This window comes from Pseudomonas urmiensis (genome assembly GCF_014268815.2).
GTDB classification, from domain to species: domain Bacteria; phylum Pseudomonadota; class Gammaproteobacteria; order Pseudomonadales; family Pseudomonadaceae; genus Aquipseudomonas; species Aquipseudomonas urmiensis.
In genome coordinates this window covers 3,154,127-3,178,655 of record NZ_JABWRE020000001.1, presented here as the reverse complement: position 1 = coordinate 3,178,655, position 24,529 = coordinate 3,154,127, and the positions used below count along the sequence as shown (strand labels likewise).

Sequence of the window (24,529 nt, the reverse complement as noted above, 5' to 3'; positions counted from 1 at the left end):
CGCCAACGGTGGCTGTGCCTTTTGATGGAGGCTCGGTAATCAGGACGGGCAGTGACATGGCGGACCATCATGCGGCGGCATTCCCGCGACACCCGACGCCCCTGCGTCTGGGGGTGTTCTTCGACGGCACGGGCAATAATTTCTGCAATAGCCTGCGGGCCGACGATAACCCGGCTGCAGCCGACACGCGCCAGGGCAGCTACGCCAACGCACCGAGCAACGTGGCCTTGCTGCACCAGTTGTATCCTACTGGCTGTGCTGAACTGCCTGACGGCGCGCTGCGCCATTGCTTCAAGCTCTACGTCGAAGGCATCGGCACCACCCGGGGCGCGCAGGACTCGCTCTATCATCAGCTGACCGGGCGGGGGTCGACTGGGGTCAAGGCGCGGGTGGCGCAAGCTGTGCGGGCCATTGTTGAGCAGTTGCTGGGCTGGCGCCAGGCGTATCCAGGCGGACGCACCGTCAAGCTTGAGTTCGATTTGTTTGGCTTTAGTCGCGGGGCAGCGGCGGCCCGGCATCTGGTCAACGATCTGCGCCTGGGCGAAAAAAGCCAGTTGGCGCAAGCGCTGGCAAGCTTGGCCCTGCGCTGCGAAATCACCATTGAATTCGTCGGACTGTTCGATACCGTGGCGGCCATCGTGGCGCCGCTCAAGGGCAATTTCAGCCCGGCCAATGGCCGCTATTCAGGGCTGCGCCTGGGCCTTGAGCCGGGTGTGGCCAAGCAGGTGGTACAACTGGTGGCGGGCGATGAGCGACGTTACAACTACCCGCTGGTGCGTACTGAACATGACATCGTGCTGCCTGGCGTGCATTCAGACATTGGCGGGGGCTACCCTGAACGCAGCGTCGAACGGGTGCTGTTGAGCAAGCCGCAGTCCAATCGACTGCCGTTGCGCACCCCGGTGACGCAAAGTCGTGCCTATGCCTTGGCCCAGGCGCAGTTGCAGTGTGAATACAGCGATAGCCCTGCGCCACGGCCGACCGTTATCACGTGGGAAATCCCCGCGGGCGGCGGCCGGCGTGAGCTGCCAGAGAAACAGGTGTATGCCGCACTGCAGCGCGAGCGCGAGGTGTGTGGGCATCTGTCGCGCATCTACCTGCGCATCATGCACGCCTTGGCGGTGCGCAGTGGGGTGCCGTTCGCTGAGCTGGATGAAACGCGCCAGGCATGGCGATTGCCGCAGGCACTGCATGAAATCAGCCGTAAGTTACATGATTTCGCCCTGGGGCGTACTGCACAGCCGGGCTTGACCGAGGAGCAACAGCAACTGCTGCAGGGCCGCTACATTCACGCTTCGGCGCACTGGAACCCGCTCAAGGGGCTGCGTAACAGTATCCTCGACCTGACCTACATCGACCGCCCCGCAGAAGGTGGACGGGCGGTGCATGCCAACCGCTGAGCGAATGCGAGGCCATTGGCGGCCCCGCATTGGCTTTGCCGATCAGTTTTCGCCGATCAGTTTTTCGAATTGGAGTGCTTGCGCCCCTGGTCACACAAGGCGAATGCCACCACCAGCACGCCAGCGATGGTCAGGATCAACGCCACACCTTCGGTGGAGTGGGTCGCGGAGTTGGCCACCAGCGCCAGGCCGCCCAACGGCGCCAGGCCACCGGCCACCGCGGTGCCGATCTCGCGACCGGTGCCAAACCCCGAGGAGCGCGTCTGGGTCGGGAACTGGCGGCTGAGGAACGAGCCCTGTGGGGCGAACATCATCGGCGCCAGAATGCCGGTGCCAATGCCGATTGCGATGTAGATCATGGTCGGCTCGCCAGTGCCCAACAGTTGCAGGAAGGGGTAGGCGAACAGCGCCGACAACACACCGCCGAGCATCAGCACGGTCTTGCTGCTCCAGCGGTCGCACAGCCAGCCGAAGAACGGCACGGCGAAAATCGCCACCAGGCTGGCGATGGTCACCGACAGCGAGGTGACATGCGCCTCGACGCCCTTGAACTGGGTCAGGTAGGCCAGCGAGAAGGTCTTGAAGATGTAGCTCAGGGCGTTGTAGCCGACGGCCACGAAGAACACCACGGCCAGGCCCTTGAGGTCGTTCTTGAACAGCAGCTTGAGCGGCGAGACCTTGGGCTTGTCGTCGGACTTGTCCAGCTCCTTGAAGTCCGGGGTCTCAGGGATGCTTTTGCGCACCCACAGGCCGACAGCGACCAGCACGATGCTGGCGATGAACGGGATACGCCAGCCGCCGGCGAGCAGGAAGTCATTACCGTTCATGGTCAGCAGGTACACGGTCAGCGACGACAGCAACAGGCCCAGGTTCAGCCCCAGCGCCGGCCAGGCACCCTGGCTGCCGCGCTTGCCTTCGCTGGCGTGCTCGTAGGAGGTCACCGCGGCGCCCGACAGTTCCGCGCCAGCGCCCAGGCCCTGGATGATGCGGATCACCACCAGCAGGATCGGTGCCCAGATGCCAATCGAGGCATAACTGGGGATCAGGCCGATCAGCGCGGTGCACACGCCCATCATGCAGAAGGTGATCACCAGTACGTGCTTGCGACCAAAGCGGTCGCCCAGGTAGCCGAACAGGATGCCGCCGAAGGGCCGGGCAATGAAGCCGATGGCGAAGGTGGAAAACGCCAGTAGCGAGGCTACTGCCGGATTGCTGGCATCGAAGAAGATCTTCGAGAACACGATCGCCGCCATGGTCGCGTACAGGTAGAAGTCGTACCACTCCAGCATCGAGCCGAAGATGGTCGCTGCGGCCACCTTGCGCAGGCGTTTGCGTTTCTGATCGGGGGTTTCCGTTGCGGCCACAGCCGCCTCATGTACCGACATCTGAGGTTTCCTTATTGTCTTTGTAGTTGTGTGTGCAGCAGGTTCAGCGGGCCTTGAGGATCTTTTCGGCGATCATCTGGCCGATCGGGATAGCCGAGGTGGCAGCCGGCGAGGGGGCATTGCAGACATGCACCATGCGCGGGGTCTCGGCGAACAGGAAATCGTGCACCAGGCTGCCGTCGCGCATGACCGCTTGGGCGCGAATGCCGGCTTCATAGGGCAGCAGGTCTTCCACCTGCAGCGACGGGCAGTACTTGCGGCACTGCTCCAGGTAGCCGCGCTTGAACAGCGAATTCTTCATCTCGCGGGTGCCGGAGCCGAGGTTGTTCCAGATGGTTTTCCAAAAGCCCGGGAAGCGCGCGTACTCGGCGACATCGCCCCAGTTCACCGAGAGCTTGCGGTAGTTCTCCCGGCCAAAGCCGAGCACTGCATTGGGGCCAACGGTGACGCTGCCATCGATCATCCGCGTCAGGTGCACGCCGAGAAACGGCAGCTCAGGGTCGGGGATCGGGTAGATCAGGTGGTTGACGATCTGCTTCTTGCTCGCCGGCAGGCGGTAGTACTCGCCACGAAACGGGATGATCTGGTGGTCGATCTTGACCCCGGCCAAGCGCGCCAGGCGGTCCGATTGCAGGCCCGCGCAGGCCACCAGTTGACGGGCGCGCCAGCGGTGCTCGGCGCTGCTCACTTCTACGTAATCACCGTGCTCGGCAATGGCCTGCACGCTGGTCGACAGGCGCACTTCGCCGCCGGCTCGCTCGATCACCTTGGCCATGGCGTAGCAGACCTGCTTGTAGTCGACGATGCCGGTGGCATCGACAAACAGCGCGCCTAAGCCTGCGATATTCGGTTCGCGTTGCTTGAGCTCGGCGCCATCCAGGCGCTCCACCTTCAAGCCGTTTTGCTGCGAGCGCTCATAAAGCGCCTGCATGCGCTGCATTTCCAGCTCGTTGGAGGCCACCAGCAGCTTGCCGCAGACGTCGAAGGCAATGCCGTGTTCGGTGCAGAAATCCTTGGTGGCCTGGGCGCCGCGTTTGCACAGTTCGGCCTTGAGGCTGCCCGGGGCGTAGTAGATCCCCGCGTGTATCACGCCGCTGTTGTGCCCGGTCTGGTGGCGGCCGAGGCTGGATTCCTTCTCCAGAATCAGCAATGAGGCGCCGGGGCGCTGTTCGAGCAAGGCCATCGCGGTGGCGAGGCCGACGATGCCGCCACCAATGATGAGGTAGTCGTAAGTCATGCAGGGGTACCTTGGTATTCTTGTCGGTGGATCTGCTTATCAGGTTGTCAGACTAACTAGTGCGCGTGAAAGCCTCGCCAGGTCGCGATGGGGTTCTCCGGGTTCAGTCGAGGGCGGGCAGGTCTATTTTCAGGCGCTTGGCCGAAGCGCGCAGGTGCGCTTCGGCGCAGGCGGCAGCGGCGTGGCGGTCGCCGTCGGCGATGGCCTGGTACAGCGCCTGGTGTTCGCGATTGGCGTCTGCCGAACCCCCCACTAAGTGAGTGGCGGAGTTTTCCCAGGCATTGCGGCGCGCGGCGGCCAATTGGCCGCCGAGGAAATCATGGAAGGCCACGAAGTAGTCGTTTTTGCTGGCTTCGGCGATGGCGCGGTGGAAGGCGACGTCGGCGGCGGCAGCGGCGGCTAGATCGTTACGCTTGTCGAGCATCTGCTCGAGGGCCTTGGCAATGCTCGCCAGGTCGGCGGCGTCGCGGCGGCGGGCGGCGATGGCGGCGGCTTGGGTTTCGATCCACAGGCGCATCTCGAACATCTGCACCAGGTCCGGCTTGCGCCCGTTGCTGCCGGGGAAGCGGAACACCGTGCCATTGGGCGTTTGCGAAATGTACGAGCCGAGCCCGCGGCGAGCGATCAATACACCGTCAGCCTTGAGCTGAGCCACAGCCTCGCGCACCACCGAGCGGCTGACATTGAGCTGCTCGGCCAGTTGCTGTTCGGTGGGCAGGCGCGATTCGGCGGCCAGGCGGCCGGAATCGATCTCTGCGCGGATGGCGCTGACGACCCGTTCTACCAGGGTGTCTGGGCGCTGGAGCTCTAGCATGGACGGTGATGCCTATTGATCAGGTTGTCAGACAATGCCTGTGAGGGAGGTTGGCTGTCAATTGTTTCAGTGAGTGGTGTGTTGACAGTGCTGGCCTCATCGCGGGCCAAGTCGCAGCGCGAACCGCCGCTCCCACAGGGCTAGCGCTAGTCCCGCGATGAGGCCAGCACCTTCAGTCCATCACTCAGAGCTCGCTGACGTAGGTCCCGGTGCCTTCGAGGATGATCCGCAAAGTCTCCTCGACTTCAGCCAGGTCGGTACCTTGGCTGGTCAACACGATCTCCAGGGTGTCATCCCCCTTCAGCGCATCGGTATCCCCCGCAGCCACTTCCAGCAGCAGCCGTTCGGCACTGAGCGTCACCTTCAGCCCATCCAGAGTGGAGGGCTCATCATCCAGGGTCAGGTCGACCGTGTCTTCGTCTGGATAACGGGTGAGCAAGAACATCTGGCCCTTGTCGCTGTGGCAGCACAGGGTCGCCATGTTGTCTTCCTCGTCATCGCAAGGGGTGGCGAAGAGCAGGGCGGTTTTCAGTTGCATGGGCAGCTCGGGTCAAGTGAAGTGAAAGTGAATTCTGCCAGTCTTGGGCGGATCCATAAACGAATGTTACCGGCCATTGACCGAATATGTCGCAGCGCTGCAAGCCGGGATGACCGCTCAGTCGTTAAGCTGCCCAGTCGATGGGTTCGCGTAAAGGCACAGCCGCAGGCAGTCGCTTTTGCAGGTACCCATCGTGCAATGGATGAGTGTGCCGATCACGCTCAACGCCCGGTTTCATCGTCCTGTTTTGCCGTGGGTTAGCTATGGTTGATCCATGCAAGGCGGACGCGCACGACGCTTCTCTTACAAAACAAAGCCCAAGCGGAGTACCACAGATGGCGTTCTTCACCGCAGCCAGCAAAGCCGACTTCCAGCATCAACTGCAAACGGCCCTGGCGCAGCACATCAGCGAGCAGTCACTGCCACAAGTGGCGCTGTTCGCCGAACAGTTCTTCGGCATCATCTCTCTGGATGAACTTACCCAGCGCAGGCTTTCCGACCTGGCTGGCTGCACCCTCTCTGCCTGGCGCATCATCGAGCGCTTCGATCCGCAAACCCCGCAAGTGCGGGTGTACAACCCCGATTACGAACGCAACGGCTGGCAGTCGACCCACACCGTGGTCGAAGTGCTGCACCATGACCTGCCGTTCCTGGTCGACTCGGTACGCACCGAGCTCAACCGCCGTGGCTACAGCATCCATACCCTGCAAACCACCGTGCTCAGCGTGCGTCGCGGGGCAAAGGGCGAGCTGCTCGAGCTGCTGCCCAAGGGCACCCAGGGCGAAGGCGTGCGGCATGAGTCGCTGATGTACCTGGAGATCGACCGCTGCGCCAATGCCGCCGAGCTCAACGTGCTGTCGCGCGAAATCGAGCAGGTGCTGGCCGAAGTGCGCGTTGCCGTGGCTGATTTCGAGCCGATGAAAGCCAAGCTGCGCGAGGTCGTGGCGCTGGTCGAGCAGACCCCATACCCGCAGGCGCAACACGAGAAGACCGAGGTCAAGGCTTTCCTCGAATGGTTGCTGGACAACCACTTCACCTTCCTCGGCTATGAAGAATTCACCGTCCAGGGCGATGCCGAAGGGGGTCGGATCGACTACGACGAGCAGTCCTTCCTCGGCCTGCCGCGCCGTCTGCGGGTGGGTCTGACGCCTGAAGAGCTGCGCATCGAAGACTACGCCGTCACCTACCTCAACGAGCCGCTGCTGCTGTCGTTCGCCAAGGCCGCGCTGCCCAGCCGCGTGCACCGTCCGGCCTACCCGGACTACGTGTCGATCCGCCAACTGGATGCCGACGGCAAGGTCATCAAGGAATGCCGTTTCATGGGCCTGTACACCTCCTCGGTGTATGGCGAGAGCGTGCATGCCATCCCCTACATCCGGGTCAAGGTGGCTGAAGTCGAGCGACGTTCCGGCTTCGATCCGAAGGCGCACCTGGGCAAGGAGCTGGCCCAGGTGCTGGAAGTGCTGCCGCGCGACGACCTGTTCCAGACGCCGATCGACGAGCTGTTCAGCACCGTCATGTCGATCGTGCAGATCCAGGAGCGCAACAAGATCCGGGTATTCCTGCGCAAGGATCCGTACGGCCGCTTCTGCTACTGCCTGGCGTACGTACCTCGCGAGATCTACTCGACCGAAGTGCGGCAGAAGATCCAGCAGGTATTGATGGAGCGTCTGAAGGCCAGCGATTGCGAGTTCTGGACCTTCTTCTCCGAGTCGGTGCTGGCGCGCGTGCAGCTGATCTTGCGAGTCGATCCGAAGAATCGGATCGATATCGACCCGCAGCAGCTGGAAAACGAAGTGATCCAGGCCTGCCGCTCGTGGCATGACGACTACTCGACCCTGGTGGTGGAGAACTTCGGCGAGGCCCAGGGCACCAACATCCTGGCCGACTTCCCCAAAGGCTTCCCGGCCGGCTACCGCGAGCGCTTCGCCGCCCATTCGGCGGTGGTCGACATGCAGCATGTGCTGGCCTTGAGTGAAAGCAAGCCGCTGGCGATGAGCTTCTACCAGCCGCTGACCCAGCTCGGTGAGCGCCTGTTGCACTGCAAGCTGTACCACGCCGACACGCCATTGGCGCTGTCGGATGTGTTGCCGATCCTGGAAAACCTGGGACTGCGGGTGCTTGGCGAGTTCCCCTATCGCCTGCGCCATGCCAGCGGTCGCGAGTTCTGGATTCACGACTTCGCCTTTACCTATAGCGAAGGCCTGAGCCTGGATCTGCAGCAGCTCAACGACACCCTGCAAGATGCCTTCATCCACATCGTCAAGGGCGACGCCGAAAACGACGCCTTCAACCGCCTGGTGTTGACCGCCGGACTGCCGTGGCGCGACGTGGCGCTGCTGCGTGCCTACGCCCGCTACATGAAGCAGATTCGCCTGGGCTTCGACCTGGGCTACATCGCCAGCACTCTGAACAACCACACCGACATCGCCCGCGAGCTGACCCGGTTGTTCAAGACCCGCTTCTACCTGGCGCGCAAGCTCACCCAGGATGATCTGGACGACAAGCAATTGCGTCTGGAGCAGGCGATCAACAGTGCCCTGGACGACGTTCAGGTACTCAACGAAGACCGCATCCTGCGCCGCTACCTGGACCTGATCAAGGCCACCCTGCGGACCAACTTCTACCAGCCTGATGGCAATGGCCAGAACAAGTCGTACTTCAGCTTCAAGTTCAATCCCAAGCTGATCCCCGAGCTGCCCAAGCCGGTACCCAAGTTCGAAATCTTCGTTTATTCGCCACGGGTCGAGGGCGTGCACCTGCGCTTTGGCAACGTTGCTCGCGGCGGTTTGCGCTGGTCGGACCGTGAAGAAGACTTCCGCACCGAAGTGCTCGGCCTGGTCAAGGCCCAGCAGGTTAAGAACTCGGTGATCGTGCCGGTCGGCGCCAAGGGCGGCTTCCTGCCACGGCGGTTGCCGCTCGGTGGCAGCCGCGACGAGATCGCGGCTGAAGGGGTCGCCTGCTACCGCATCTTCATTTCTGGCCTGCTCGACATCACCGATAACCTCAAGGACGGCGGCGTGGTGCCACCGGCCAACGTGGTTCGCCACGATGATGACGATCCGTACCTGGTGGTGGCCGCAGACAAGGGCACGGCAACCTTCTCTGACATCGCCAACGGCATCGCCATCGATTATGGCTTCTGGCTCGGCGACGCCTTCGCCTCGGGCGGTTCGGCCGGTTACGACCACAAGAAAATGGGCATCACTGCCCGTGGCGCCTGGGTCGGCGTGCAGCGCCACTTCCGTGAGCGTGGCATCAACGTGCAGCAAGACCCGATCACCGTGATTGGTGTCGGCGACATGGCCGGTGACGTGTTCGGCAACGGCTTGCTGATGTCCGACAAGCTGCAACTGGTGGCGGCGTTCAACCACCTGCACATCTTCATCGACCCCAACCCGGACCCGGCTAGCAGCTTCGCCGAGCGCAAGCGCTTGTTCGACCTGCCACGCTCGGCCTGGAGCGACTACGACACCAGCATCATGTCCGAAGGCGGCGGGATCTTCCCGCGCAGCGCCAAGAGCATCAGCATCAGCCCGCAGATGAAGGAACGCTTCGCCATCGAAGCCGACCGCCTGACGCCGACCGAACTGTTGCACGCGCTGCTCAAGGCGCCGGTCGACCTGCTGTGGAACGGTGGCATCGGCACTTACGTCAAGGCCAGCAGCGAAAGCCACGCCGATGTCGGCGACAAGGCCAACGATGCCCTGCGGGTCAATGGCAACGAGCTGCGCTGCAAGGTGGTGGGCGAGGGCGGCAACCTGGGCATGACCCAGCTTGGCCGGGTCGAATTCGGCCTCAATGGCGGTGCGACCAACACCGACTTCATCGATAACGCCGGCGGCGTCGACTGCTCCGACCATGAGGTCAACATCAAGATCCTGCTCAACGAAGTGGTGCAGGGCGGCGACATGACCGAGAAGCAGCGCAACCAGCTGCTGGGCAGCATGACCGACGAAGTGGCCTCGCTGGTGCTGGGCAACAACTACAAGCAGACCCAGGCGCTGTCGCTGGCGGCGCGTCGGGCCCGCGAGCGGATTGCCGAATACAAGCGCCTGATGGCTGACCTTGAGGCGCGCGGCAAGCTCGATCGGGCCATCGAGTTCCTGCCTTCGGAAGAGCAGCTCAATGAGCGCCTGGCTGCTGGCCAGGGCCTGACCCGTGCTGAGTTGTCGGTATTGATCTCCTACAGCAAGATCGACCTCAAGGAGCAGTTGCTCAAATCGCTGGTGCCGGACGACGACTACCTGACCCGTGACATGGAAACTGCGTTCCCGCCGTCGCTGCTCAGCCAGTTCGGCGAGGCCATGCGGCGTCATCGCCTCAAGCGCGAGATCGTCAGCACCCAGATCGCCAACGACCTGGTCAACAACATGGGCATCACCTTCGTCCAGCGGCTCAAGGAGTCCACTGGCATGAGCCCGGCCAACGTTGCCGGGGCCTATGTGATCGTGCGCGACATCTTCCACTTGCCGCACTGGTTCCGCCAGATCGAGGCGCTGGACTACCAAGTCCCGGCCGAGATCCAGCTGACCCTGATGGACGAGTTGATGCGCCTGGGCCGCCGTGCGACCCGTTGGTTCCTGCGCAGCCGGCGTAACGAGCAGGACGCCGGTCGCGACAGCGCCCACTTCGGGCCGAAGATCGCCCAGCTGGGGCTCAAGCTCGACGAGTTGCTCGAAGGGCCGACCCGCGAACGCTGGCAGGTGCGCTACCAGGGCTTCGTCGAGGCTGGCGTGCCGGAGTTGCTGGCGCGGATGGTCGCTGGCACGACCCATCTGTACACCCTGTTGCCGATCATCGAGGCCTCGGATGTCACCGGCCACGATCCGGCCCAGGTCGCCAAGGCGTTCTTCGCCGTGGGCAGTGCGCTGGACCTGACCTGGTACCTGCAGGAGATCAGCAACCTGCCGGTGGAGAACAACTGGCAGGCCCTGGCCCGCGAGGCGTTCCGCGACGATATCGACCTGCAGCAGCGGGCCATTACCATTTCTGTGTTGCAGATGGTCGATGCGCCAGAAGACATGGACGCCCGCGTGGCCCTGTGGGCCGAGCAGCACCGGGTGATGGTCGAGCGCTGGCGCGCGATGCTGGATGATCTGCGCAACGCTACCGGGACCGACTACGCGATGTACGCAGTGGCCAACCGCGAGCTGGTGGATCTGGCCATGAGTGGCCAGGCGGCGGTGGTGCCTTCCTGAGCCCTGAGGTGAGCTAAACCAAAGCCCCGGCAGCGATGCCGGGGCTTTTTCATTCGCAGTTCAGTTGTCTGTTGCGGTTGTAGATTGCGCTTGCGTGGGCGCGGGCTTGCCCCGCGATAACCATGCACAATTCACTGACGCTATCGCGGGACAAGCCCGCTCCCACGCAACTTCGAGAAAACTGCTGGCTTGCTTGAATCTTTGCTCTCCCGCGGTCGCGCCAACCTCAGTGGTTACTTGAACCGCCGCTCAACCCCTTTCTCGACCAAGATCTTCGCCGAAATCTCTTCCACCGAAAAATGCGTCGAGTTGATGTTGGGAATGTTCTCCCGGCGGAACAGATTCTCCACCTCGCGCACCTCGAACTCGCACTGGGCAAAGCTGGCATAGCGGCTATTGGGCTTGCGCTCGTGGCGAATGGCGGTCAAACGATCCGGGTCGATGGTCAGGCCAAACAGCTTGTTGTGATGCTTCTTCAGCACCGCCGGCAGCTGCAGGCGCTCCATGTCATCCTCGGTCAGCGGGTAGTTGGCCGCACGAATGCCAAACTGCATCGCCATGTACAGGCAGGTTGGGGTCTTGCCGCAGCGCGAGACACCCACCAGAATCAGGTCGGCCTTGTCGTAGTAATGGGTGCGGGCGCCGTCGTCGTTATCCAGGGCGAAGTTGACCGCTTCGATGCGCTCCATGTAGTTGGAGTTGCCGCCGATCGAATGGGATTTGCCCACCGAATACGACGAATGGGCAGTCAATTCTTGCTCGAGCGGGGATAAAAACGTCGAAAAGATGTCGATCATGAAGCCATTTGAGGTCGCCAGGATCTCACGAATGTCCTGGTTGACGATGGTGTCGAAGATGATCGGGCGCACGCCGTCACGCTCGGCCGCAGCGTTGATTTGCTGGACCATGGTCCGCGCTTTGTCTGGGCTGTCGATGTACGGGCGGGTGAATTTATTGAAGCCGATGCTATCGAATTGGGCGAGCAAACTTTGACCCAGGGTCTCGGCAGTGATGCCGGTGCCGTCGGAGATGAAAAACGCGGTTCGTTTCATTTGCACCCTAGGCCTTAAGCTGATGACGTTTCTTGGATATGATAAGTTCGGTTTGCCGAATGCGGCTGTCGGCATTCTCACTTATTTTCCAGGTCCAGGCCACAAGCGTCCGGCCCAGTCAATTCAGGCAGGCGGGCGCCCTTTGAGCTTTTCCAACACAGTTAGTGGAGAGATCACCTTGGTAGAGTACGTAGTTTCCCTCGATAAGCTCGGCGTCCATGATGTGGAGCATGTGGGGGGCAAGAACGCATCCCTGGGCGAGATGATCAGTAACCTCGCCGGTGCCGGCGTTTCGGTGCCGGGCGGCTTTGCCACTACGGCTCAGGCGTACCGCGATTTTCTCGAGCAGAGCGGGCTGAACGACCGCATCCACGCCGCGCTCGACGCGCTGGACGTCGATGACATCAATGCCCTGACCAAGACCGGCGCACAGATTCGCCAGTGGGTCATGGAAGCCGAGTTCCCCGCGCGCCTGGATTCGGAAATCCGAACAGCCTTCGCTGCCATGGCCGCCGGCAATGACAACATGGCGGTCGCCGTGCGTTCCTCGGCGACCGCCGAAGACTTGCCAGACGCCTCGTTCGCCGGCCAGCAGGAAACCTTCCTGAACATTCGCGGCGTCGACAACGTCATCCGCGCCGCCAAGGAAGTGTTCGCCTCGCTGTTCAATGACCGTGCCATCGCCTACCGCGTGCACCAGGGCTTCGACCACAAGCTGGTGGCCTTGTCCGCGGGCGTGCAGCGCATGGTCCGCTCGGAAACGGGCACCGCCGGTGTGATGTTCACCCTCGACACCGAGTCGGGCTTCCGCGACGTGGTGTTCATCACTGGCGCCTACGGCCTGGGCGAAACCGTGGTGCAGGGTGCGGTCAACCCTGACGAATTCTACGTGCACAAGAACACCCTGCAGGCCGGCCGCCCGGCTATCCTGCGGCGCAACCTGGGCAGCAAGGCGATCAAGATGATCTACGGCGACGAGGCCAAGGCCGGTCGTTCGGTCAAGACCGTCGAAGTCGACCGTGCCGAACGCGCGCGCTTCTGCCTGACCGATGCCGAGGTCAGCGAGCTGGCCAAGCAGGCGATGATCATCGAGCAGCACTACCAGCGGCCGATGGACATCGAGTGGGCCAAAGATGGTGATGACGGCCAGCTGTACATCGTTCAGGCCCGTCCTGAGACCGTGAAGAGCCGCGCCAGCGCCAATGTCATGGAACGCTACCTGCTCAAAGAGAAGGGCACCGTGCTGGTCGAAGGCCGCGCAATCGGCCAACGCATCGGCGCTGGTAAAGTCCGGGTGATCAACGACGTGTCCGAGATGGACAAGGTCCAGCCAGGCGACGTGTTGGTTTCCGACATGACCGACCCAGACTGGGAGCCGGTGATGAAGCGCGCCAGCGCTATCGTCACCAACCGTGGCGGGCGTACTTGCCACGCGGCGATCATCGCGCGTGAGCTGGGTATTCCGGCTGTAGTGGGCTGCGGCAACGCCACCCAACTGCTCAAGGATGGCCAGGGCGTTACCGTCTCCTGCGCCGAAGGCGATACCGGTTTCATCTTCGAGGGTGAACTGGGCTTCGACATCAAGCAAAACTCGGTCGATGCCATGCCTGACTTGCCGTTCAAGATCATGATGAACGTCGGCAACCCAGACCGTGCTTTCGACTTCGCCCAGCTGCCCAACGCCGGTGTCGGCCTGGCGCGCCTGGAGTTCATCATCAACCGCATGATTGGCGTGCACCCCAAGGCACTGCTCAACTACGCAGGCTTGCCAGCGGAGCTCAAAGAGAGCGTCGACAAGCGTATTGCCGGCTACAACGACCCGGTCGGTTTCTATGTCGAGAAGCTGGTCGAGGGCATCAGCACCCTGGCGGCGGCCTTCTACCCGAAAAAGGTCATCGTGCGCCTGTCGGACTTCAAGTCCAACGAATACGCCAACCTGATCGGCGGCAAGCTGTACGAGCCGGAAGAAGAGAACCCGATGCTGGGCTTCCGCGGCGCCTCGCGTTACATCAGCGAGTCGTTCCGTGACTGCTTCGAGCTAGAGTGCCGTGCACTCAAGCGTGTGCGCGACGAGATGGGCCTGACCAACGTCGAGATCATGGTGCCGTTCGTGCGCACCCTCGGCGAAGCCAGCCAGGTCGTCGACCTGCTGGCCGAAAACGGCCTGGCCCGTGGCGACAACGGTCTGCGCGTGATCATGATGTGCGAGCTGCCATCCAACGCCATCCTGGCTGAAGAGTTCCTTGAGTACTTCGATGGCTTCTCCATCGGCTCCAACGACCTGACCCAGTTGACCCTGGGCCTGGACCGCGATTCGGGGATCATCGCTCACCTGTTCGACGAGCGTAACCCGGCCGTGAAGAAGCTGCTGGCCAACGCCATCCAGGCGTGCAACAAGGCTGGCAAGTACATCGGTATCTGCGGCCAGGGTCCATCGGACCACCCAGACCTGGCCAAGTGGCTGATGGAGCAGGGCATCGAGAGTGTGTCGCTGAACCCGGACTCGGTACTCGAGACCTGGTTCTTCCTGGCCGAAGGCCAAGGCGCAGCCTGATCCAGCCAATGCGCAGGCACCTTCGCGTGCCTGCGCCCGTTTTCTTCGGGGCGAGTTCCAGTGATGGTTCGCGCCCTTTTTCATACAAGTACCTTATGCAAAGCAGCAGCACCCTTTTCCCCGTGGCCTTGCAAAGTGCCGAGCGCCGCGGCGATCTCAGTGAGGACGTGTATCGGATCAAGGCCGGCAACAGCCCCGACCCGAGCGTCGAGCTGGCCGTGACCCGCCTAGGGCTAGCCGACCATAGCCGTGGCCCGGGCGTGCCGGTGATTCTTCTGCATGGCAGTTTTTCCAATCGGCGCTTCTGGTTCTCGCCCAAGGGCGTGGGCCTGGGCGCCTTTCTGGCGCGTGCCGGGTTCGATGTATGGATTCCGGAGATGCGCGGCCATGGCTTGTCGCCACGCAACCGCCAGTGGCGCCATAACCGGGTGGCCGACTATGCCCGCTACGACCTGCCCTTGATTGCTGCGTTCGTGCAGGAACAAGCCGGCCAGGCGCCGCATTGGCTTGGCCATTCATTGGGTGGCACTACCTTGGCTGCGGCCTTGGGCGGCGGTTATCTGGAGCCGGAACGGGTCGCCAGTGCGGCGTTCTTCGGCACCCAGGTCAGCCGCGTCTATTGGCCGTTGAAAGTGCCGACGGTGGAGTGGGGCGCGCGCCTGGTGCTCAAGCGCTTTGCGCAGATTTCCGGCTCGCGGCTCAAGCGTGGCCCGGAAGATGAACCGATCGGCCTGGCGCTGGAAAGCATGCGCTGGCATGGCCTGTTCGGCCGCTTCGGTGGCAAGGACGGCGACTGGTGGGCCGGCTTGGCGCAGGTTGATGTGCCGGTGCTGGCGGTGGCCGGGGCGGGCGATTTCCAGGATCCGGTGTGGGCCTGTCGCAAGTTGTTCGATCAATTAGGTGGCGAGCGCAAGCAGTTTCTGCGGCTGGGGCGCGAAGAGGGCTTCGAGCCGTTCGGACACGTCGACATGCTGGTCAGCAAGGCCGCTCAGCAGCAGGTGTGGCCGTTGGTGGAGGGGTGGCTGCGCGATCCAATGGCGCAGGTGCACGGGGCTGCGGCGGTTTCGCAGGTGGTGCCAGCGGTCTAGCGTGTGGGTGGCTATTTGTCGTCTCATCGCGGGGCAAGCCCGCTCCCACGCTGTTCGACTCGCAGGACAATGGCGTGGGAACGGGCTTGCCCCGCGATGAGGCGCCAATCAATCTGACTGCTCGGTCCCGGATGACTGCGACACCGTCCCCGGTGTAGCCTTGCACTCAACCCTTGTTTTCGTTGTGCCTGACAGGAGCTTTCCCATGCAGCATTACGTAACGCCCGACCTGTGCGATGCCTACCCAGAGCTGGTCCAGGTACTGGAGCCGATGTTCAGCAACTTCGGTGGTCGCGACTCTTTTGGTGGGCAGATCGTCACCATCAAGTGCTTCGAAGACAACTCGCTGGTCAAAGCCCAGGCTGAACTGGACGGCAAAGGCAAGGTGCTGGTAGTCGACGGTGGTGGTTCGCTGCGCTGCGCACTGCTCGGTGACATGATCGCCGACAAAGCGGCAAAAAATGGCTGGGAAGGCTTGGTGATCTACGGCTGCGTGCGCGACGTCGATGTGCTGGCGCAGACCAACCTCGGCGTCCAGGCCTTGGCCAGCCACCCGATGAAGACCGACAAGCGCGGCCTGGGTGATCTCAACGTCAATGTGACCTTTGCCGGGGTGACCTTCCGCCCGGGTGAATACGTGTATGCCGACAACAACGGCGTGCTGATCTCGCCAAGCCCGCTGAAAATGCCGGAGTGATGCGCCGCGCGCGCTGATGGAGCGTCAATGTTCGAGGAAGACAACGCGCAGTGGGGGCTGGTCCATGCTCTGGTGCTCGATGGCAAAGGTGGCGCGCGTTCTATCGCTCGGACCGAATTGGATAGCTTGCAGTTGCAGCCGCAGGAGAGCCTCTGGCTGCATTGGGACCGCAGTCATCCGCAGACCCGCAGCTGGTTGCTGCGCGAAAGTGGCCTGAGCGAATTCAGCTGCGATCTGCTGCTGGAAGAAAACACTCGTCCACGTCTGCTGCCGTTGGCCAATGAACAAGTGTTGCTGTTCTTGCGCGGGGTCAACCTCAATCCGGGCGCCGAGCCCGAAGACATGGTGTCTGTGCGCATCTTCGCCGAGGCACAGCGGGTCATCTCGCTGCGCTTGAGGCCACTGCGTGCCAGCGATGAAATTCTCCAGCTGCTGGATCAAGGGCGCGGGCCGAAGTCGGCGTCCGAGCTGCTGTTGCTGATGGGTGAGCTGTTGACCGAAAAGGTCCAGGCCCTGGTCAGCGATCTGTCCGAGCTGGTCGATATCGAAGAAGAGAAGGTCGAATCCGACGAACGGTATAGTCCAGAGCACGGCAGCCTGCAGCAGATTCGTCGACGTGCCGCAGGCTTGCGACGGTTTCTGGCGCCGCAACGGGACATCTATGCCCAGCTTTCCCGCAACAAGTGGAGCTGGTTCGCCGATGCCGATGCCGATTACTGGAACGAGCTCAACAACAGCCTGATTCGTTATCTGGAAGAGCTCGAGCTGACCCGCGAACGCGCGGCGCTGGTGCTGGAGAGCGAGGATCGGCGGCGCAGCGAGCGGATGAACCGGACCATGTACCGCTTCGGTATCATCACCTGTATTTTCCTGCCCATGAGCTTCATTACCGGCTTGTTGGGCATCAACGTTGGGGGTATCCCCGGTGCCGACAGCCCCTATGGCTTCCTGTTCGCCAGCCTGGTGGTATTGGGCCTGGCGCTGGGCCAGTGGTGGTTGTTCCGCAAGCTGCGGTGGGTGTGAATGGTGCATTTTGAAACAATCGTCATGCTGCGCCGTGTGACCCATCGCCTGGCGCCCTCGTCTTTGACTGACACTGCGCGAGGTGCCTATGCACGATCCGTTTGAACAATCGTTGCGCGACCTGCTCAACGCGTCGCCATCCGGCCAGGACCGAGACGACGCTGCGTGCCTGGGGCGCGTGCTGAAAACTGCCAACCGCCAGGTTGGTGCCGGCGTTCTGTTCAGCCTGCTTGGCCGTTGGGGCCAGGCGCTGATGATCGCCGTGAACAATGGCTCGGCGCATGTTGCGCCGGTGCGCCGCACCGCTGCCGCTGGCAGCAAAGCTGATAAGGCCGATTGAATATGGAACTCGATCTCTGGACCCAGAGCCTGGTCACTGCGATGACCGCCCTTTGGACCAAGGTAGCGAACTTCATCCCCAACCTGTTCGGCGCGCTGGTCGTGGTGCTGCTCGGTTTCGTGGTGGCCAAGCTGCTCGACACGCTGCTGTCCAAGCTGCTGGCCAAGTTCGGCCTGGACCGCTTGATGAGCGGCACCGGCCTGACCAAGATGCTCAGCCGGGTCGGCATCCAGGTGCCGATCTCGACCCTGATCGGCAAGATCGTCTACTGGTTCGTACTGCTGATCTTCCTCGTCTCGGCGGCGGAATCGCTCGGCCTTGAGCGGGTTTCGGCGACCCTGGACATGCTTGCGCTGTACCTGCCCAAAGTGTTTGGCGCAGCCTTGGTACTGCTTGCCGGTGTGCTCCTGGCGCAACTGGTCAACGGCCTGACGCGGGGTGCGGCTGAAGGCATTGGCCTGGAATACGCAGCCGGCGTTGGGCGGATTGCCCAGGGCCTGGTGATCATGATTGCGATCTCGGTGGCCATCAGCCAGCTCGAGGTCAAGACCGACTTGCTCAACCACGTCATCGTCATCGGTTTGATTACCGTTGGTCTGGCAGTTGCATTGGCCATGGGGCTGGGTAGCCGGGAAATCGCCGGGCAGATCCTGGCCGGAATTTACGTTCGCGAACTCTATCAAGTCGGCCAGCAGGTGCGGATTGGAGAGGTCGAAGGGCAGATCGAAGAGATCGGCACGGTCAAGACGACGTTGCTGACCGATGATGGCGAACTGGTGTCGTTGTCGAATCGAGAACTGCTTGAGCAGCGAGTCGATAGCCGCTAACCGCACAAAAGCTGTTAATGTATGCCGCCGCGAAAAACCGACCCTTTGGGGCGGCGCGGCGAATTGACCTGACTGTCGGCCAGATCCGTTTTGAATAAAGTTCACTCGCTGCCCATGCGCTATGACCCCCGCGAGCTCACCGACGAGGAGTTGGTGGCGCGTTCGCATGAGGAGCTGTTTCATGTTACTCGCGCCTATGAAGAGCTCATGCGGCGCTACCAGCGGACCTTGTTCAACGTCTGTGCGCGTTACCTTGGGAACGACCGGGATGCGGACGATGTCTGTCAGGAAGTGATGTTGAAAGTGTTGTACGGCCTGAAGAACTTCGAAGGTAAATCGAAGTTCAAGACCTGGCTCTACAGCATTACTTACAACGAGTGCATCACCCAGTATCGCAAGGAGCGTCGTAAACGAAGGCTGATGGATGCCCTTAGTCTTGACCCTGTTGAAGAGGCGTCTGAAGACAAGGCTCCAAAGCCCGAAGAGAAGGGTGGCCTGGACAAATGGCTGGTGCATGTTAATCCGATCGATCGGGAAATCCTGGTGCTGCGATTTGTCGCAGAGCTGGAATTCCAGGAGATCGCCGATATCATGCACATGGGCTTGAGCGCAACCAAAATGCGTTACAAGCGTGCGCTCGACAAGCTTAGAGAGAAATTTGCAGGTGAGGTTGAAACTTAGTGACCGGCAAATGTCTCTAACCACCGGCGAGTTCTGCTAGACTAGCCGTCGAGTTGTCCCCCGGATTTTGGTGGGACCGCTTAACTATCACCAGATGGGGATTTAACGGATGAAATTGAAAAACACTTTGGGCTTGGCCATTGGCTCGCTCGTAGCTGCTACTTCGTTCGGTGCTCTGGCTCAAGGCCAAGGCGCTGTCGAAATCGAAGGTAACGTCACCAAGCAGTACTACGACAGCGAGCGTAACTTCAAGAACGACGGCACCAATCCTGGTGTTCGCCTCGGTTACTTCCTGACCGACGACGTTTCCCTGGATCTGGGCTACAACGAGACCCACAACGCTCGTGGCGAAGTCTTCAACAAAGACATCAAAGGTTCCAAAACCAAGCTGGACGCCACCTACCACTTCGGTACCGTTGGCGACGCGCTGCGTCCGTACGTCTCCGCTGGCTTCGCCCACGAGAGCCTGGGCCAAGCTACCCGTAGCGGCCGCGACCACTCCACCTTCGCCAACGTTGGCGCTGGCGCCAAGTGGTACATCACCGACATGTTCTTCGCCCGTGCTGGCGTTGAAGCCATGTACAACATCGACAACGGCAACACCGAGTGGGGCCCAACCGTTGGTCTGGGTCTGAACTTCGGTGGTAGCGGCGGCAAGCAGCCTGCTCCTGCTCCTGCTCCAGTTGCTGAAGTTTGCTCCGACAGCGACAACGACGGCGTTTGCGACAACGTCGACAAGTGCCCAGACACCCCGGCCAACGTTACCGTTGACGCCGACGGCTGCCCGGCAGTTGCCGAAGTCGTACGTGTTGAGCTGGACGTGAAGTTCGACTTCGACAAGTCGGTCGTCAAGCCAAACAGCTACGGCGACATCAAAAACCTGGCCGACTTCATGAAGCAGTACCCGTCGACCACCACCACCGTTGAAGGTCACACTGACTCCGTCGGTCCAGACGCTTACAACCAGAAGCTGTCCGAGCGTCGTGCCAGCGCTGTCAAGCAAGTGCTGACCCAGCAGTACGGTGTTGAATCCAGCCGTGTTGATTCGGTTGGCTACGGTGAGACCCGTCCGGTTGCTGACAACGCCACCGAAGAAGGTCGCGCTGTTAACCGTCGCGTTGAAGCGCAAGTAGAAGCTCAGTCCAAGTAATTGGTTTGAGGTTCATGAAAAACCCGGCCTAGGCCGGGTTTTTCTTTGCCTGAAATTCGTCCTGGGTGCTAGCTGGCCAACTGCTGTTGCAGGGTCTGCTGGGCGGCGTGTCCGACGACTTCGCCAATCACCAGGATCGCAGGGCTTCGCAGGCCGAATGCATGGGCATCTGAGCCCATTCGCTGCAGCTGGCTGCGGCATTCGCGCTGATTGGGCAGCGACGCGTTTTCGATCATCGACACAGGCGTATCGCCAGGCATGCCGGCGCTGAGCAAGCCTTGGCGGATCTCCTCCAGGCGGGCGACGCCCATGTACACCACGAGCGTAGTGCCGCCCTGGGCTAGTCCTGCCCAATTCAGCTCGCTGTCATCCTGGGTGTGTGCAGTGACCAGCGTCACCCCGCGGCTGACGCCACGCAAGGTCAGGGGGATACCGCACTGGGTCGCGCCGGCCAGTCCTGCGGTAATGCCATTGACCACCTCCACTTCAATGCCGTAGCCCTGCAACCACAGTGCCTCTTCGCCGCCACGGCCAAAGATGCACGGATCTCCGCCTTTGAGCCGCACTACGCAACGACCCTGGCGGGCATGGCGCAGCATCAGCCGTTGAATGAACGCTTGCGGCGTCGAGCGACAACCGCCGCGCTTGCCCACGGCAATCACTCGCGCCTGCGGGCAGTGCTCGAGCAGCGCCGGATTGACCAGGTCATCGATCATCACCACCTGGGCCTGGCGTAGCGCACGTACCGCCTTAAGGGTCAGAAGCTCAGGGTCGCCGGGGCCTGCGCCCACCAGCCAGACTTTTGCATGCATTGGGGTGTTCCTCATCAGCAGCGCCGCTCAGCCTTTGAACAGGCAGAACAGCGCAATCAGGTTGAACAGCATCGATAGCAGCGCCAAGGTCCGCCAGACTTTCAGCGGTTCGCGCTCAAGCAACGGCCGAGGGCGGCCGGTCAGCTCCTGGCGGTCACCGCGTTCGAGCAACAACAGCCACTGCTCAGCGGTTTCGAAACGCTGCGCAGGGTCTGCGGCGACGGCCTGCTCCAGGTTGCGCTGGAGCCACTCGGGAAGGTCTGGGCGATAGCGCGCCGGGTTGATCGGGTTGTTGAAACGCGGGTGCTGGAACGCTTCGATTTCGCCGTAGGGGTAGTGCCCGGTGAGCAGCTGATACAGGGTTACGCCCAGCGCGTAGAGGTCTTGGCGGGGGCTGGGCGGTTGCCCTTCGAACGCTTCCGGGGCGATGAACGAGGGGGTTCCGGGCAGATCATGCGGGGCGTCTTCGGAGAGACCTGGGCAATAGGCCAGGCCGAAGTCCAGCAGGCGCAGCTGACCGTCTTCGCCCAGGTGCAGGTTGTCCGGTTTGATGTCCCGGTGCAGCAGGTTGCGTCGGTGCAGCACGCCTACCGCTTGCAGCAACTGGCGGGCGACCTCCAGCCATTGCACCAGCGGCAGCGGGCCGCTTTCGGTCAGCAGGGTCGCCAGGGTCTGCCCTGGATATTCGCGCATCAGGTAGTACAGGTGCTGGCGATGGCTGGCGGCATGCACCTCGGGGAAATGCCGGCCTGCAACGCGGCGCAGGAACCATTCCTCTTGCAGCAAACGCTGCGCGGCGCCGGCTTGTGTTTCTTGGCCAGTGGGCAAGGTCTTCAGTAGCCACGGGTGACCTTGGCTGTCGTGAACGCGGTACAGCAGTGACTGGCGGCTGCGCGCCAGTTGCGCATCGACCCGCCAGCCATCGATCAGTTGCCCTGGGCGCAGCGCTGTCGGCACAGGCCACTGTTGCAGTTGTGCCAGGGTGTCTCCCAAGTTTGCTGGCCCCAGTTGCTCGATCCGCACCAGCAGGGCGCTGGCGTTGTCTTGGCTGCCGCACAGATGAGCGCTGGCCACCAGCGTATTGGCCGCCTCCTGTAGATCAGCGTGCTCGCGCAGCACCGAGAGGATGCCTTGGTCGCCCAGGCTGGCCCACACCCCGTCGCTGAGCAGCAGGTAGCTTTCGCCGCTGTGCAGCTCGCCTTCGAGGTAGTCGACCAGCAGGTGCTGATCCAGCCCCAAGGCGCGCTTGAGTACATGCTGCATGCCGGGTTGATCCCAGACATGGTCTTCGCTCAGGCAGTGCAAGCGCCCCTGGTGCCAGCGATAGACCCGGCAGTCGCCAACGTGGGCCAGGGTGAAGCGCCGCCCGCGGATCACCAGCGCGCTCAAGGTGGTCAACAGCGGTTGGCCACTGCCCTGGGCGCGCAGCCAGCGGTTTTGCGCCAGCAGCAGGCGATCGAGCGCCTGCGGCACGGCCCAGGTCGCCGGGGTGGCATAGTAATCCAGCGCCAGCGCCTGCAGGCTGGCTCGCGCCGCCAGGCCGCCGTCGGCGCACTGGCTGACGCCGTCGGCGAGGGCGAACAGATAGCCCTTGCTGGCAGCCAGCTCCGGCGCCGGGGTGACCAGGCGCAAAGCGTCCTGGTTTTCCGCGCGCGGGCCGGTGGCCGTGGCTTGGGCAAAGCTCAGTTGCAGGCTCATGTTGGCTGCCTCAGACCCGTGCCGCGGTGACCGCCGCCGAGCCCCAGGTGGTGCGCCAGCGTTGCTTGACCCCATGCAGGCCGAACCAGGCCAGCAGGCCGAGGCTGGCGAACAGCCACAGCCCCAGCTGATAGTCGCCAGTGTGCTGCTTGATCATGCCCAGGCCTGCGGCCAGGATGAAGCCACCGATGCCGCCGGCCATGCCGATCAGCCCGGTCATCACGCCGATTTCCTGGCGAAAGCGCTGCGGTACCAATTGGAACACCGCACCATTGCCCGCACCAAGACCGAGCATGGCGCTGACGAACAAGGCCAAGGCCGCGGCAGCGCTGGGCAGGTTGAAGCCGACCGCAGCGATGCACACTGCGGCTACGCTGTACATGCCCAGCAGGGTGCGGATACCGCCGAAGCGGTCGGCCAGGGCGCCGCCCAGCGGGCGCATCATGCTGCCGCCAAAGACGCAGGCGGCGGTGTAGTAACCGGCAGTCACCGGGCTCAGCCCGTACTGGTCGCTGAAGTAGCCGGGCAGGGCGCTGGCCAGGCCGATGAAGCCGCCGAAGGTGACGCTGTAGAAGAACATGAACCACCAGCTGTCACGATCACCCAGCGCCTTGAAATAGTCGGCCATGGCTTTGGGCTTGGGGCGTTGTGGGGCGTTGCGTGCCAGCCAGGCGAACAGCACCAGGGTCAGCAGCAGCGGGATCAGGGCGAAGCCGAACACGTTGTTCCAACCAAAGGCTGCCGCCAGCGCCGGGGCCAGCAGTGCGGCGAACACGGTGCCGGAGTTGCCGGCACCCGCGATGCCCATGGCCTTGCCCTGGTGTTGTGGCGGATACCATTGCGAAGCCAGTGGCAGCGAGACCGCGAACGAAGCGCCGGCAACCCCGAGGAACACGCCGAGCAGCAACGCCTGCTCATAGCTGTGTACACCCAGCAACCAGGCACAGGCCAAGGCCAGGATCACTACCACCTGACCGAGCAGGCCGGCGGTTTTTGGCGACAGGCGATCGACCAGCATGCCCATCGCAAAGCGCAGCAGTGCGCCAGCCAGGATCGGTGTCGCGACCATCAGGCCACGTTGTTGCGGGCTCAGTTGCAAGTCGGCGGCGATCTGCACCGCCATGGGGCCAAGCAGGTACCAGACCATGAAGCTCAGGTCGAAATACAGGAACGCGGCGAACAGGGTAGGCACATGCCCGGACTTCCAGAAACTCGTACTCATCGAACACCTCGCGCGGCTTGCAACGGTAGTCATGCCCTGTCTGTGCAGGGCCGGAACGAAAAAGACGCCGCTACCCGATCCACCACAGTGGAGGGGAGAGCGACGTCTTTGTCGGAGGGTTGGGCAACCGCCGTTGGCTACCTGTGGTATTTGTTCAGCAAGAGCCGGGCCAATCTTGAGCCGGCTGTTTTGGCTTGTCAGTGCCAGTCAGCGTTTACTGGCCGCAAGGCTCAGCCCAGCATCTCGTGCATGGCAATAATCTGCTCGGCCACCTGTATCAGCTTCTGCTGTTTGCTCATGGCCTGGCGACGCATCAGGGTGAAGGCCTGCTCCTCGTTGCAGTCCTTCATCTTCATCAGCAAGCCCTTGGCCTGCTCGATGCGCTTGCGCTCGGCCAGTTGCTGGTCGCGCGCCAACAGCTGGGCCTTGAGCGCCTGGTCGCTCTCAAAGCGGGCCATGGCTACATCCAGGATCGGCTGCAGGCGGGCGCTATGGATGCCTTCGACGATGTAGGCGCTGACCCCAGCCTGGATCGCCTGGCGCATCACCTGCGGGTCGTGCTCATCGGTAAACAGCACGATGGGGCGCGGTCGATCACGGCTGACCAGCACCACTTGCTCCATCACATCCCGCCCCGGTGACTCGGTATCGATCAATACCACATCGGGACGCACCGTTTCGACGCAGGCGGGCAGGTCGATGGTCAGCCCGCCAGCTTCGATGACCTCGAAGCCGGCTTCGACCAGTGCGGCCTTGAGCCGGCCAACTTTCTTTTCGGTGTCGTCGATCAGCAGGATGCGTAGCATGTTC

19 protein-coding genes are annotated in these 24,529 nt (G+C 62.4%); 10 read left to right on the top strand and 9 right to left on the bottom strand.

What is annotated here, in order from left to right:
- Positions 1-56 precede the first annotated feature (56 nt).
- On the top strand, positions 57-1,400 hold the full coding sequence (locus HU737_RS14310; protein WP_186557274.1) for a T6SS phospholipase effector Tle1-like catalytic domain-containing protein: 1,344 nt from the start codon (positions 57-59) through the stop codon (positions 1,398-1,400).
- Between the two features lie 56 nt (positions 1,401-1,456).
- On the opposite strand, the gene HU737_RS14305 is transcribed toward HU737_RS14310, so the two are convergent.
- From HU737_RS14305 to HU737_RS14290, 4 genes are all read right to left on the bottom strand, one after another.
- Positions 1,457-2,785: an MFS transporter gene (locus tag HU737_RS14305; protein WP_186557273.1), complete on the bottom strand. Its 1,329-nt coding sequence runs from the start codon at positions 2,783-2,785 to the stop codon at positions 1,457-1,459.
- 43 nt (positions 2,786-2,828) lie between these two features.
- The gene (gene lhgO, locus HU737_RS14300) at positions 2,829-4,022 is read right to left on the bottom strand and encodes an L-2-hydroxyglutarate oxidase (protein WP_186557272.1); all 1,194 of its coding nucleotides are present in this window, start codon (positions 4,020-4,022) and stop codon (positions 2,829-2,831) included.
- Positions 4,023-4,125: 103 nt separating this feature from the next.
- Positions 4,126-4,836 (bottom strand): FadR/GntR family transcriptional regulator, encoded by a 711-nt coding sequence (locus HU737_RS14295; protein WP_186557271.1) that lies wholly within the window; start codon positions 4,834-4,836, stop codon positions 4,126-4,128.
- 184 nt (positions 4,837-5,020) lie between these two features.
- Entirely contained in the window at positions 5,021-5,374 is a 354-nt protein-coding gene (locus tag HU737_RS14290) for a hypothetical protein (RefSeq protein ID WP_186557270.1), read from the bottom strand.
- A gap of 335 nt (positions 5,375-5,709) precedes the next feature.
- Between HU737_RS14290 and HU737_RS14285 the strand changes: the two genes are divergently transcribed.
- Positions 5,710-10,575, top strand: a complete 4,866-nt coding sequence (locus HU737_RS14285; protein ID WP_186557269.1) for an NAD-glutamate dehydrogenase — start codon at positions 5,710-5,712, stop codon at positions 10,573-10,575.
- 233 nt (positions 10,576-10,808) lie between these two features.
- Here the strand turns inward: HU737_RS14285 and ppsR are convergent, their stop codons facing one another.
- Positions 10,809-11,627, bottom strand: a complete 819-nt coding sequence (gene ppsR / locus HU737_RS14280) for a posphoenolpyruvate synthetase regulatory kinase/phosphorylase PpsR (RefSeq protein ID WP_186557268.1) — start codon at positions 11,625-11,627, stop codon at positions 10,809-10,811.
- 178 nt (positions 11,628-11,805) lie between these two features.
- Here ppsR and ppsA point away from each other — a divergent pair, with 178 nt between their 5' ends.
- The 8 genes from ppsA to HU737_RS14240 all read left to right on the top strand — a co-directional run bounded on the left by ppsA (position 11,806) and on the right by HU737_RS14240 (position 19,987).
- Positions 11,806-14,181, top strand: a complete 2,376-nt coding sequence (gene ppsA, locus HU737_RS14275) for a phosphoenolpyruvate synthase (protein ID WP_186557267.1) — start codon at positions 11,806-11,808, stop codon at positions 14,179-14,181.
- A gap of 95 nt (positions 14,182-14,276) precedes the next feature.
- Positions 14,277-15,269, top strand: a complete 993-nt coding sequence (locus tag HU737_RS14270) for an alpha/beta fold hydrolase (RefSeq protein WP_186557266.1) — start codon at positions 14,277-14,279, stop codon at positions 15,267-15,269.
- A gap of 205 nt (positions 15,270-15,474) precedes the next feature.
- The gene (gene rraA / locus HU737_RS14265; RefSeq protein WP_186557265.1) at positions 15,475-15,966 is read left to right on the top strand and encodes a ribonuclease E activity regulator RraA; all 492 of its coding nucleotides are present in this window, start codon (positions 15,475-15,477) and stop codon (positions 15,964-15,966) included.
- Between the two features lie 27 nt (positions 15,967-15,993).
- Entirely contained in the window at positions 15,994-16,989 is a 996-nt protein-coding gene (gene cmaX / locus HU737_RS14260) for a divalent cation transporter CmaX (RefSeq protein ID WP_186557264.1), read from the top strand.
- 88 nt (positions 16,990-17,077) lie between these two features.
- Positions 17,078-17,329, top strand: a complete 252-nt coding sequence (locus HU737_RS14255; protein WP_186557263.1) for a CrfX protein — start codon at positions 17,078-17,080, stop codon at positions 17,327-17,329.
- A gap of 2 nt (positions 17,330-17,331) precedes the next feature.
- Entirely contained in the window at positions 17,332-18,156 is an 825-nt protein-coding gene (locus HU737_RS14250; protein WP_186557262.1) for a mechanosensitive ion channel family protein, read from the top strand.
- Positions 18,157-18,270: 114 nt separating this feature from the next.
- Positions 18,271-18,837 carry an RNA polymerase sigma factor SigX gene (gene sigX / locus HU737_RS14245; RefSeq protein ID WP_372353289.1) on the top strand — a complete coding sequence of 189 codons (567 nt, stop codon included), beginning with the start codon at positions 18,271-18,273 and terminating at the stop codon, positions 18,835-18,837.
- A 109-nt stretch (positions 18,838-18,946) separates the two neighbouring features.
- On the top strand, positions 18,947-19,987 hold the full coding sequence (locus tag HU737_RS14240; protein WP_186557260.1) for an OmpA family protein: 1,041 nt from the start codon (positions 18,947-18,949) through the stop codon (positions 19,985-19,987).
- A gap of 68 nt (positions 19,988-20,055) precedes the next feature.
- Here the strand turns inward: HU737_RS14240 and cobA are convergent, their stop codons facing one another.
- From cobA to HU737_RS14220, 4 genes are all read right to left on the bottom strand, one after another.
- Positions 20,056-20,799, bottom strand: coding sequence for a uroporphyrinogen-III C-methyltransferase (gene cobA, locus HU737_RS14235; RefSeq protein WP_186557259.1), 744 nt, complete (start codon positions 20,797-20,799; stop codon positions 20,056-20,058).
- Between the two features lie 27 nt (positions 20,800-20,826).
- On the bottom strand, positions 20,827-22,497 hold the full coding sequence (locus HU737_RS14230; RefSeq protein ID WP_186557258.1) for a bifunctional protein-serine/threonine kinase/phosphatase: 1,671 nt from the start codon (positions 22,495-22,497) through the stop codon (positions 20,827-20,829).
- A 10-nt stretch (positions 22,498-22,507) separates the two neighbouring features.
- Positions 22,508-23,719, bottom strand: coding sequence for a nitrate/nitrite transporter (locus HU737_RS14225; RefSeq protein WP_186557257.1), 1,212 nt, complete (start codon positions 23,717-23,719; stop codon positions 22,508-22,510).
- A gap of 230 nt (positions 23,720-23,949) precedes the next feature.
- Positions 23,950-24,525, bottom strand: a complete 576-nt coding sequence (locus HU737_RS14220) for an ANTAR domain-containing response regulator (protein WP_186557256.1) — start codon at positions 24,523-24,525, stop codon at positions 23,950-23,952.
- Positions 24,526-24,529 lie beyond the last annotated feature (4 nt).